6 protein-coding genes are annotated in these 12,675 nt (G+C 66.6%); 5 read left to right on the forward strand and 1 reads right to left on the reverse strand.

The annotated features are described in order from the left end of the window. Positions 1–81: 81 nt before the first annotated feature. Positions 82–984, forward strand: coding sequence for an NAD kinase (locus FQ755_RS34980; protein ID WP_144162401.1), 903 nt, complete (start codon positions 82–84; stop codon positions 982–984). Positions 985–1,028: 44 nt separating this feature from the next. Next, positions 1,029–2,708 carry a DNA repair protein RecN gene (gene recN / locus FQ755_RS34985; RefSeq protein ID WP_144162404.1) on the forward strand — a complete coding sequence of 560 codons (1,680 nt, stop codon included), beginning with the start codon at positions 1,029–1,031 and terminating at the stop codon, positions 2,706–2,708. A gap of 14 nt (positions 2,709–2,722) precedes the next feature. Here the strand turns inward: recN and glnE are convergent, their stop codons facing one another. Beyond that, positions 2,723–5,515: a bifunctional [glutamate--ammonia ligase]-adenylyl-L-tyrosine phosphorylase/[glutamate--ammonia-ligase] adenylyltransferase gene (gene glnE, locus FQ755_RS34990; RefSeq protein WP_144162407.1), complete on the reverse strand. Its 2,793-nt coding sequence runs from the start codon at positions 5,513–5,515 to the stop codon at positions 2,723–2,725. 185 nt (positions 5,516–5,700) lie between these two features. Between glnE and FQ755_RS34995 the strand changes: the two genes are divergently transcribed. The 3 genes from FQ755_RS34995 (at position 5,701) to tldD (ending at position 12,460) form a co-directional block, all read left to right on the forward strand. Continuing rightward, on the forward strand, positions 5,701–9,918 hold the full coding sequence (locus FQ755_RS34995; protein WP_144162410.1) for a YhdP family protein: 4,218 nt from the start codon (positions 5,701–5,703) through the stop codon (positions 9,916–9,918). 125 nt (positions 9,919–10,043) lie between these two features. Beyond that, positions 10,044–10,886, forward strand: a complete 843-nt coding sequence (locus tag FQ755_RS35000) for a carbon-nitrogen hydrolase family protein (protein ID WP_144162413.1) — start codon at positions 10,044–10,046, stop codon at positions 10,884–10,886. A gap of 107 nt (positions 10,887–10,993) precedes the next feature. Next, positions 10,994–12,460 (forward strand): metalloprotease TldD, encoded by a 1,467-nt coding sequence (gene tldD, locus FQ755_RS35005; RefSeq protein WP_144162416.1) that lies wholly within the window; start codon positions 10,994–10,996, stop codon positions 12,458–12,460. Positions 12,461–12,675: the final 215 nt, after the last annotated feature.

Consider the following 12,675-nt stretch of genomic DNA (forward strand, 5'->3'; position numbering starts at 1 on the left):
CGCGGCGCCTGCGGCCTGCGCCGGGCGTCCACGTGGGCGCGGGCGGTTCTTTTCAGTCCCTACCTATGGTGTAATGCCGGCATGCAAGCTACCAGCCAGTTCAAGACCGTCGCGCTAGTCGGGCGCAACAACACGCCAGGCATCGGCGAGCCGCTGACGGCGCTCGCCACGTGCATCGCGAAACGCGGCTTCGACGTGGTGTTCGAAGCCGACACCGCCGCGGAGATCGGCGTCACGGCTTACCCGGCCTTGCGCCCCGCGGAGATCGGCGCGCGCGCCGACGTCGCCGTGGTGCTCGGCGGCGACGGCACGATGCTCGGCATCGGCCGCCAGCTCGCGCCGTACCGCACGCCGCTGATCGGCATCAACCATGGGCGGGTCGGCTTTATTACCGACATCCCGATTTCGGACATGCAGGAAATCGTCCCGAGAATGCTCGGTGGCGACTTCGAGCGCGAGGACCGCACGCTGCTGGAGGCCCGCATCATGCGCGGCGGCAGCCCGATCTATCACGCTCTCGCGTTCAACGACGTGGTGGTGAACCGCAGCGGCTTCTCCGGCATGGCGGAACTGCACGTCTCGGTGGACGGCCGTTTCATGTACAACCAGCGCTCGGACGGTCTGATCGTCGCCACCCCGACCGGCTCGACGGCGTATGCGCTGTCATCCGCGGGGCCGATCCTGCATCCGCAGTTGGGCGGCATCGTGCTGGTGCCGATCGCGCCGCACGCGCTGTCGAACCGGCCGATCGTGCTGCCGGACGAGTCGAAGGTGAGCATCCAGATCGTCGCGGGCCGGGACGTGAACGTCAATTTCGACATGCAGTCGTTCACCGCCCTCGAACACAACGACACCATCGAAGTGCGCCGCTCGCGCCACACCGTGCCGTTGCTGCATCCGGTCGGCTATAGCTACTACGCGACGCTGCGCAAGAAACTTCACTGGAACGAATACCCGTCGCACGAAGACGACATCAAGCCCTGAGCGGATCGCCCCAGCCGGTAACCCACGCCCACCAGACGACCTCCATGCTTCGCCACCTCTCGATACGCGACTTCGTCATCGTCGCCGCGCTCGATCTCGAATTCGACAGCGGCTTTACGGTTTTCTCAGGTGAAACAGGCGCCGGCAAGTCGATCCTGATCGACGCACTGGCGCTGGCGCTAGGCGCCCGTGCCGACGCGAGCATCGTGAGAAGCGGCGAGGCGCGCGCCGACATCACCGCCGAATTCGAAACCCACACGCAAGTGGAGTATTGGCTCGACGGGCAGGCGCTCGGCTCGACCAGAAGCACCGCGGACGACGACACCCACGGCGGCACCGTCATGCTGCGGCGCGTCGTCGACGCCAACGGCCGCTCGCGGGCCTTCATCAACGGTACCGCCGCGACGCTCGCGCAACTGCGCGAAGTGGGCGAAATGCTGGTCGACATTCACGGCCAGCACGCCCACCAGTTGCTGATGCGCCCGGATGCCCAGCGCGAACTGTTCGATACCCATGCCGGGCTGCTCGACAAGGCCGCCGCGGTGGCCCGCGCCTGGCGCGGCTGGCGCGACAAGGCGCAGGCCGTCGAGCACGCCCGCACCCGCGACCGCGAACTGCAGCTGGAGCGCGAACGCCTCGCATGGCAGCTGGCCGAACTCGACAAGCTCGCGCCCCAACCAGGCGAGTGGGAAGAGGTGAACGCCGAGCACAACCGCCTGTCGCATTCGGCGAATCTGATCGAAGGCGTGCAGGGCGCGCTCGCCGCACTGTCCGAATCGGACGAGGCGATGATCACGCATCTGGCATCGATCGTCTCCCGGCTGCGCGATCTGGCCGAGATCGATCCGGCCTTGAACGACGCGCTCGCCGCGCTCGAACCTGCCGAGATCCAGTTGCAGGAAGCGGCGTATTCGCTGAGCCATTATGCGCAGCGCCTGGAACTCGATCCCGAGCGCCTCGCGCAGATCGAAAAACGGGTCGACGCACTTCATTCGGCCGCACGCAAGTTCCGCCTGAAGCCGGAAACGCTGCCTGAGGAACATGCCGCCCGCCGCGCCCAACTGGCCGCGCTCGATGCCGCCGCCGATCTGGAAGCCCTGCATGCCGCCGAGGCCAAAGCGAAGGAAGCCTATCTCGCCGAGGCCAAACAGCTATCGAAGGCGCGCGCCAAAGCCGCCAGGGCGCTCGGCGCGGCGGTCACCACGGGCATGCAGGAATTGTCGATGAAAGGCGGCAGTTTTGAAGTCGCGCTGGTGGCGCTGCCGGAAGGCGGCGCGCACGGACTGGAACAGGTCGAGTTCCGGGTGGCGGGCCACGCCGGCGTGCCGCTGCGGCCGCTGGCCAAGGTCGCTTCGGGCGGCGAACTGGCGCGCATCAGCCTCGCGCTCGCGGTCATCGCCAGTGCCGCCAGTCCCACGCCCACCCTGATTTTCGACGAAGTGGACACCGGCATCGGCGGCGGCGTCGCCGAAGTCGTCGGACGCCTGCTGCATCAACTCGGCCGCGCGCGCCAGGTGCTGTGCGTGACCCACCTGCCGCAGGTCGCCGCGCGTGGCGACCACCACTTCCAGGTGGCCAAAGCAGGGAACGGCAAGGGCGGCACGGTCAGCAGCGTCATCGCGCTGGATAAAACGAGCCGCATCGAGGAAGTGGCGCGCATGCTGGGCGGCCTGGAAATCACCGCCACCACGCGCAAGCACGCCAAGGAAATGCTGGCGGCATAAAGGCCGCCGCATCCTCACCCGAACACGCGCTGCCACAACGCCAGCACCGCCTGCCGCTCCACCTCGACCGCGGCCGGCTCGACGCGGGCCTTTTCCATCCCGTCGAGCCTCAGCTTGTGCTGCAGCTTGCGGTACGTGCGATATGCCGCGCCCACCGTCTCGGCCTCCTCCTCGCTCATCATGCCGAAGCGCGACACCTCGCGCAGCAAGGCGATATTGCCGGTATTGCGGATCAGTTCCGGGTCGCGCGCGGCGTGCAACAGCACCCAGTATTGAACGGTGAATTCGATATCCACCATCCCGCCGCGGTCGTGCTTCAGATCGAATAGCTGGGTGCGGTTCGGATGTCCGGCTTCCACGCGCGCGCGCATCTCCACGATCTCGCGCGCGAGCGGCCCCGCCTCGCGCGGGGTCGTCAGCACCTGTTCGCGGATTGCCTCGAACTTCGCGCCGATCTCGGCATCGCCCGCGCAATAGCGTGCGCGTGACAGCGCCTGGTGCTCCCATACCCAGGCGGTATTGGCGGCGTCGCCCTCGCGCAACTGATAACGCCTGAACGCGTCCAGATCCGTCACCAGCAGGCCGGACTCGCCATTCGGCCGCAACCGCAGGTCGACGTCGAACAGGATGCCCGCGCCCGTCGCCATGGTCAGACAGGTGATCAGACGACGCGTGTACATGGCGTAGATCTCCGCCGCGTTTTCGTCCGGATCGTCGTAGAGGAAGATCAGATCGAGGTCCGAGGCGTAACCCAGCTCCTTGCCGCCCAGTTTGCCGTAGGCGATCACCGCGAAGCGCGGCACCTCGCGGTGACGCCGGGCCAGATGGTTCCAGACGGCTTCGAGCGTCACGTCGAGCACGGCGTCGGCGAGTTCCGAGAGGCGGTCGCTCACGTGTTCGACACTCAGCTTGCCGGCCAGATCGATGAGCAGAATGCGGAACACTTCGGCCTGGTGGGCGTGGCGCAGCAGATCCATCTGCTGTTCGACGCCGTCAGCCGCCGCGAGCCGCAAGCGCAGCGTGCGCTTGAACTCGGGCCAGTCGAACGGGCTGGCAATCGCCTCGTCGTCCAGCAGTTCGTCCAGTAATTGAGGATGACGGATCAGATAGCCAGCCGCCCAATGCGAGGCGCCCAGCACCGACAGCACGCGATGCAGCGCCTGTGGATATTCCGTCAGCAAGGCCAGATAGGCGCCGCGCCGGCTCACGGCTTCGAGCAAATCGAAAAAGCGCGCCACCGTATCGCCGCGCCGCTCAGGCGGCTCCAGCGTGCGGGCGGCTTCGAGCGCGCGTTGCGCCACGATGTCGAAGCGCTGCCGGCTGCGCTCGGCCAGCCCCGCGTAGCGCGACGACTGCCACAGGGCGCGCAGCCGGGCGAGCAGTTCGCCCGGTTCGGCAACGCCGAGTTCGACAAGCCGCGCCTGCAGTGCTTCGTCCGCGCTGTCGTCGGCGAGCGCGCTGCTCCACACCCACGCCGCCGCGCCGTCTTCCGGGGCGCCGCAGCCGTCGCGCCCGCCTATCTTGTCGGCGAAAATTTGATCGAACTGCTGCTCGACCAGTTCGCGGTGCGCGTCGAGCTTCGCCATCAGCGCCGCGTAATCGTCGAAGCCCATGGTCTGCGCGAGCGCCGCGCGCGCTTCCTCGTCGACCGGCATGGCGTGGGTTTGCGCGTCGTCACGGTATTGCAGACGGTGTTCGAGCTCACGCAAGAAACGGTAAGCCTGCGAGAGCTTCACGCAGACAGCAGGCGTAATCAGGCCGTGAGTGGCGGCGTGGCGCAGCACGGCGAGCGTCGGCCGCACGCGGAAACCCGCATCCTGGCCGCCGCGGATCAACTGGAACACCTGCGCGCTAAATTCGATTTCGCGGATGCCACCCCGGCCGAGCTTGATGTCGTCGGCCTTGTCGGGCCTCATCGAGGCGCGGCGCTGGGCTTCCTGGCGAATCTGCAGATGCAGCGAACGGATCGCGGCGATCACGCCGAAGTCCAGATAACGCCGGTAGATAAAAGGCCGGACAATCGCGTCGAGCTGCTTCGCGAGCCGGCGCGCGGCGTCGCTCGCGTCTTCGGAGACGAGCCGGCCCTTGATCCAGGCGTAGCGCTCCCACTCGCGGCCCTGCACGTAAAAATATTCCTCGAGCATGCCAAGACTACACACGAGCGGCCCCGAATCGCCGTTCGGGCGCAGCCGCATGTCGACGCGAAACACGTAGCCGTCCGCGGTCGTTTCGGCGAGCGCCGCGATCAGCCGCTTGCCGAGCCGGGAGAAAAAGTCCTGCGTCGGGATCGGCGCACGCTGGCCGCCGGCAGTCTCGCCGTCTTCTTCGTAGATAAAGATCAGATCAATGTCCGAGGACACATTCAGCTCGCGCCCACCGAGCTTGCCCATGCCGACCACACCCAGCGTGAGCCGTTCGCCCTCCGGTCCGCGCGGCTCGCCGTAGAGCGCTTCGAGGTCCGCGGACAGCACCGCCAGGGCCCGCTGGATGGTGGTTTCGGCCAGATCGGTCATCGCGCCGGTCACTTCGGCGACGTCCGCCTGGCCGGCCAGATCGCGCTCCATCACGGCGCAAAACACCTCGGTGCGCAACTGGCGCAACGCCCGCTTGAGGCCGTCCTCGGTCAACGCAACGCTGCCGGAAGCGGCGTGCGCCACGCATAACTCGTCGAAGCGGGCTTCGATGCGCTCGCGCGTGAGCGGCGCCGCCGCCAGCGCAGCGATGCGTCCGGCAAGTTCGGGACGGGCCGCCAGCGCGCGCGCCGCGTAGTGTGAATAGCTGGAACTCAGGAGCGTGGTGTCGGTCATCGGAGATCTGGATCGCTTGTTGCGTCATCCGTCTTGTCACGGTGCCATGCGCGCTGCCGCGCACCGCCCAGCAGGTCGCAACTCGGCATGAATACAGGCTTTGACGGATATTCGTCGGGGCTTGCCCGTGTGTTACATTTCGTCGTCAGACCGCAAAATTACCATACGCCCACCCCCGCCGCCGCATGTCCGAGCGAAACGAATCCGCCGCGCCCCCCGAACCCGGACAAATCAGTTCAGTGCACGGCGGTGACCACGTGGTGCTGCGCCATACCCTGAGGGTCGTGGCGGCCATCGCGCTGATCATTTACTTCATCGCGGCCGTGCTCTTCATGGGGCTGCGCTACGGCCTGCTGCCGCAGGTCGATTCGTTCCGGCCACGCATCGAGACGCTGGTCTCCGAGAAGATTCACGCGCAACTCACCATCGGCAAACTGGCGCCGCACTGGAGCGGTTTCCAGCCCGGCATCGACGTCACCGCGCTCACCATCCGCGGCCGCGACGGCACGGTCGGACTCGCTATCCCGCACGCCACCGCCACGGTTTCGTGGAGCTCGCTGTGGCAACTCAAGCCAATTCTCTCAAGCCTGATCGTCGATCAGCCGGACGTGCTGATCGCGCGCGGCAGCGACGGCTCGCTATCCGTGGCCGGGGTCACGATGCCGAGCACCCACACGGGCAACGACACCTTCAGTACCTGGCTGCTGCGCCAGCAGGCCATCGTTCTGCGCGGCGGCACATTGCGCTGGAAGGACGCGCGCCATGACGCGCCCGAGCTGGCGTTGCAGAACATTCGCCTGGCCATCCTAAACGACGGCTACGATCACCACCTCGCGCTACAGGCGCCGCCGGACGGCAACGTCCTGCACGGCCCGCTCGATTTCCGCGCCCACTTCAGACACGCGCGCCTCGGGGCCATCGGCAAGCCGATCAACTGGACCGGCCAGGCTTATGTGTCGACGGGACCGGTCGACCTGCCCGCCCTCGCCCACTACATCGACTTTCCCATCGAGACCTTCGCGGGCCGGATCGACAACGCCATCTGGGTCGATTTCGGCGACGGCCGGATGAAATCGGCGAGCGGCGAATTGTCGGGCGCCAACGTCTCGATGCGCGTGCGTCCGACCCAGCCGCGCCTCGACGTGCCGGTGGCGAGCTTCTCGTGGAAAGTCGACATGACGCCGGGCGACTACACGCTGCAGCTGAATCACATGCACGCCGAACTCGGCCAGCCGCCGCTCGAAGACGGCACGCCGCTCACCCGCACGCTCGCCCTGACCACGCTGACCGGCCACTACCGCAAGGCATCCTTGCAGCACGGCCAGTTGTTCAGCGTGACGGGCGACCGCGTCGACCTCGGCATCCTCGCCGAATTCAGCCGCGCGCTGCCGCTCACGGGGCGCATCCTCAACGAACTGGTGCGCTTCAACCCGCGCGGGCTGGTGGCGAACTATCTGATCGTGGTCGAGCGCGCCACGCCGAGTTCCGGCGAAGCAGACAGCGAACGGACCGGCGGCGCCGAACCGATCATGCGCTACCGCTTCAAGGCGGATCTGCAGGGCATCAGCGTGGCGGCCCAGGAACCGCCGCCGGGGCTCACGCCGCTCGGCCACCCGCGCGCCGGCCTGCCGGGCGTGGAAAACCTGTGGGGCAAAGTGGACGCCGACGAAACCCACGGCTCGATGGACATCGACACCAACAATGTGGCGCTCACCCTGCCGGGCGTGTTCGACGATCCGCGCCTCAAATTCGACCGCCTGCAGGGCAGCGGCACGTGGACGGTCAAACCTACCGCGCCGGGCGAACAGCACAAGTCGTTCGCGATCGCCGTGCCGGAACTGCGGGTTGCCAACGCGGACACCGCCGCGAGCGTCACGGCCAATTACAGCAATCCGGGCCACGGACGCGGCTCGCTCGACCTGACGGCGAAGTTCGACCACGCCAAGGTAACCAGCATCGTCCGCTACCTGCCCACCAGCATCAGCGAGAAGCTGCGCAATTATCTCGGTCACGGACTGCAGGCCGGCACCTCGCGCGGCGCGGTGATCGAGGTCCACGGCGACCTCACCAAATTCCCCTACTCGCGTGATCCGGCTGCCGGCGTGTTTCACATCGTCGCGCCGTTCCGGGGCGGCAAGTTCGATCCTTCGCCGTTCCCGCCGCGTCTGATGAAAGACGGCGTGACGCCGAATGTGTGGCCGGCGCTGGACGGCATCGACGGCACCTTCGAGCTGAAAGAGAACGTGCTGCGCTTTGACGTCGACCGCGCGCATTACAAGCGCATCGCCCTCACCAAGGTGAGCGGCAAGATCGACGACCTCGGCACCAAGGCCTCGAGCCTCGTCATCAACGGCGACGGCCGTGGCCCGCTCGCCGACATGATCGACTACGTCAATGCCAGCGCGCTCGGCGGCCTGTCGAAGCACGTCGGCGAAAAGGTGGAGGCCGAGGGGCCGGCCTCGCTCGCGCTGAAACTGACGGTGCCGCGCACGCCCAAGCCGCATATCGCGGTCGAAGGCGCGCTGGGCTTCCAGAACAACCGCCTGAGCGTGGACAACGTGCCGCCGCTGTCGCAACTCACCGGCAAGGTCCGTTTCACCGAATACACCGCGCAACTGGACCGGCTCTCCGGCCAGTTCCTCGGCGGCGACGTCCACGCCAACGGCGGCTTTCAGAAAGGCGGCAACTACGCGCTCGACCTGAACGGCCACATTGCCGTGGATGCCGCGCGCGGCCTGAATCTGCATGGACCGGCCGCGCAGGTGCTCACGCGCATGAGCGGCAGCGCGCCCTACGACCTCAGCGTGAACGGCGCGAAAGGACGCCTGCCGGACGTCACCGCGAACTCGGACCTGAGCGGCCTCGCGCTCGATTTCCCCGCGCCGTTCAACAAGCCGCTCGGCCAGCCGATGCCGCTGCACTTCACCTTCAAGCCGGCCAGCATGGCGAGCGAGCCCGGCCTGCAGCGCGCCGACCTGCAGTTCGGCCCAATCGCCGCTACCTATCTGTTGCGCCCCACGCCGGGCCAGCCGCCGGCCGTGGTGGCCGGCGCGGTGGGCGTCAACAAGCCGGCCGAGCTGCCGGCCGAAGGCGTTACCGCCGCAGTCGACGTCGATGCCTTCGACGCCGACCAGTGGCGCGCCCTCGTCACCCAGATGCGCAGCCAGGCCGCCGCCACGGCGCCTGCGGCGTCGGCCCCGGCCGCAACTGCAACGGCGACTGCGGCCGCTCCCAACCCCACGCTGACGCAATTCCTGCCGAACCGCTTTGCCGTGCACATCGGCACGCTGACGCTGCTCAAGCGCCATTGGGAAAGCGTGATCGTCGGCGCCTCGCGCGACAAGGGCAACTGGCAGGCCAACGTCGCCTCGAATCAGGTGTCTGGCCATGTGGCGTGGCTGCCGGGTCCGACCAAAGGCTCGCCCGGCACGCTGCAGGCGCGCCTCGCCCGTCTGGTGATTCCGTCCGCCACCGAAAACGACCTGCTCGGCCGGGCGATTTCGGCGCCGGCGCAAAACATGCCGTCCATCGATCTGATCGTCAACGAGCTGATCGTGCGCGATCACAACATCGGCAGTCTGGAAGTCGACGCGCACAACTTCGAGGAAGACGGCGTACCCGTCTGGCAACTGGACAAGCTCAATATCAGCAACCCGGCCGCCACGCTGACCGCCACCGCCAACTGGCGCACCTCGACCGGCCTCAACGCCGGCGCCGACGAAGACGCCACCAGGCGCACCGTGTTCGATTTCAAGCTCGACATCAAGGATGCCGGCGCGCTGCTCGAACGGGCCGGCCAGCCGCGCACGCTCAAGGGCGGCAGCGGCACGCTGTCGGGCAAGGTGGTGTGGCGCGGCGGGCCGACCCGCATCGACTATCCGACGCTCAACGGCAACCTCGCGGTGGATCTCGAGCACGGCCAGATCCTCAAGGTCGATCCAGGCGTCGCCAAGTTGCTGGGCGTGCTGAGCCTGCAAAGCCTCGCGCGTTTTGCGACGCTGAATTTCCGCGACGTGATCGGCGAAGGCCTGCCGTTCGAAAGCGTCAAAGGCACGGCGCAAATCAGCGACGGCATCGGCCGCACGGATAACTTCAAGATGGTGACGGCGCCCGCCCGCGCCGAGATGACCGGCTCGATCGACCTCGCGCAGGAAACGCAGGACCTGCACGTGCACATCGTTCCGACCGTCAGCGCCGGGGCCGGCGTGGTCGCCGCCACGGTAATCAATCCGCTCTTCGGCCTGGCCGCGCTGGTCGCCGATTTCGCGCTGTCCAAGTCCATTTCGAAGGCCTTCGCGATGGACTACGCCATCACCGGTTCGTGGTCAAAAGCGCATGTCGAGCGGGTGCACGGCGATCGCGGTAAGATGGATCTGCCGGCTTCGACTGCGCAAGCGCAGTAAACCCGCAGCCCGTGCCAACTGCCGGTACGCGCTGCGCCGAAGCGGCGGCGCGACAGCGTTGATCGACGCAGGCGCCTGAAGATTCATGCCAGCCTGCTCACTGCCGGGAGTCATTCGAAACGCTCATGAGCGAACACCACGCCCACTCAACACCCCAAGAGCCGTCCAGCCGCGTCGCCGCCCTGCAAATGGTGAGCACGCCGGATCGCGAGCGCAACCTGGCCGAGGCGGAACGCCTGATCGCCGAGGCCGCCGCCGACGGCGCCCAACTGGTCCTGCTGCCCGAGTATTTCTGTTTCATGGGCTTCAAGGACACGGACAAGCTCAGCGTGCGCGAACCCTACGGCGACGGCCCGATCCAGCGTTTTCTGGCGGATGCGGCGCGCCGCCATGGCGTCTGGGTGATCGGCGGCACGCTGCCCATCACCGCCCCGGAAGCCTCCCGCGTCCTCAATACCACGCTGGTTTTCAACCCGCAGGGAGAGGAAACCGCACGCTACGACAAGATCCACCTGTTCAATTTCGAAAAAGGTGACGAATCGTTCGACGAGGCCCGCACCATCCGCCCCGGCGAGGAAGTCCGCACCTTCGACGCGCCGTTCGGGCGGGTCGGGCTATCGGTCTGCTACGATTTGCGCTTTCCGGAGCTATATCGCCGCATGGGCGATTGCGCGCTGATCGTGGTGCCCTCGGCTTTCACGTACACGACCGGCCGTGCGCACTGGGAGATGCTGCTGCGCGCCCGCGCCGTCGAAAACCAGTGCTACGTGCTCGCCGCGGCGCAAGGCGGCAAGCACGAAAACGGCCGCCGCACATGGGGACACAGCATGCTGGTCGATCCATGGGGCGAGGTCGTCGCGGTACGTGAGGAAGGCGCCGGTGTCGTCGCCGGAAACCTGGAGCGCGCACGCATCGACGAGGTCCGGCAAAGCCTGCCGGCCTGGCGTCACCGTGTGCTGACGAGCTAAACGCGCCAAAAGCTGCACCTGACATTGAAAGTACGACGCCGCCCACCCATGTATGTGATGCGCGTGCGCCAACCGAACCACTTTGTATCGAGCAGAACATACCTCGCATGAATATCATCGAACCCGGTATCCGCAATCTCGCCACTGCCAAGGACGTGCTCCTTACGCCTTACGGCCTCGACGAATCCGTGCTCACCCGCACGCTCGCCGAAATCTTCACGCACCGCGTCGACTACGCGGACCTGTACTTCCAGGCCACCCGCAGCGAAGCGTGGAGCCTGGAAGAAGGCATCGTGAAATCAGGCAGCTTCAGCATCGACCAAGGGGTCGGCGTGCGCGCCGTGTCGGGCGACCGGACCGCGTTTGCCTACTCGGACGACCTCTCGCCCGAGGCGATTCGCCAGGCGGCGCTCGCCACCCGCTCGATCGCCAAGGCCGGCGGCGGCAAGCAGAAGATCAAGGTGGCGTCCGCGCTGACCGGCGTCGCCGGGCGTGATCTGTACCTGCCGTCCGATCCGCTGCATTCGCTCGACGCCACCGCCAAGGTCAAACTGCTGGAGCGCGTCGAACAGATGGCGCGCAGCCGCGATCCGCGCATCACCCAGGTGATGGCGGGTCTGGCCGGCGAATACGACGTGGTGCTGGTGGCGCGCAGCGACGGCGCCATGGCCGCCGACATCCGGCCGCTGGTGCGCGTCTCCGTCACGGTGATCGCCGAGCAGAACGGCCGCCGCGAGATCGGCAGCGGCGGCGGTGGCGGCCGTTTCGATTACGGCTATTTCACCGACGCGGTGCTGTCAAAGTACGTGGACGACGCCGTGCATGCGGCGCTCGTCAACCTCGACGCCCGCCCGGCTCCGGCCGGCGCGATGACAGTGGTGCTCGGACCGGGCTGGCCCGGCGTGCTGCTGCACGAGGCGATCGGCCATGGTCTGGAAGGCGACTTCAACCGCAAGGGTTCGTCGGCATTTGCCGGACGCATCGGCGAGCAGGTGGCGGCCAAGGGTGTCACCGTGGTGGACGACGGCACACTGCCGAATCGCCGCGGGTCGCTGAACATCGACGACGAAGGCAATCCGACCCAGTGCACCACACTGATCGAGGATGGCATCCTGAAGGGCTACATCCAGGACACGCTCAACGCCCGTCTGATGAAGATGCCGGTAACGGGCAACGCGCGCCGCGAATCTTACGCCGCCCTGCCGATGCCGCGCATGACCAACACCTACATGTTGAACGGCGACAAGGACCCGCAGGAAATCATCGCCTCGGTCAAGAACGGCCTGTATGCGGTGAACTTCGGCGGCGGCCAGGTGGATATCACCAACGGCAAGTTCGTGTTCTCGGCGTCCGAAGCCTACATGATCGAAAACGGCAAGGTGACGTACCCGGTCAAGGGTGCGACGCTGATCGGCAGCGGCCCGGAATCGCTCAAGTACGTCACCATGATCGGCAACGACATGGCACTCGATTCGGGCGTGGGCGTGTGCGGCAAGGAAGGCCAGAGCGTGCCGGTGGGCGTCGGTCAGCCGACCCTGCGTATTGAGAAGATGACGGTTGGCGGCACAGCCTGATTTGAAGTTTCACGCATACTTCGTGCAAATTTTGCGCGAAGTATGCGGATTGTCCGCATTTTTACCGCCGCCCGGTTGCCAATCGAGACTGCGCGGGTTATAAAGTCACTCACCCTTTTTCATCAGCGACCTCACTTTCGCCATGTCCGCCAAGTTTTATTTTTACTTTTTCTGGCATCTCAGACCGCTGGCGGATCGAGAGGGGTGTTAGTGCA

This window comes from Paraburkholderia sp. BCC1885, assembly GCF_900996235.1.
Lineage (GTDB): Bacteria > Pseudomonadota > Gammaproteobacteria > Burkholderiales > Burkholderiaceae > Paraburkholderia.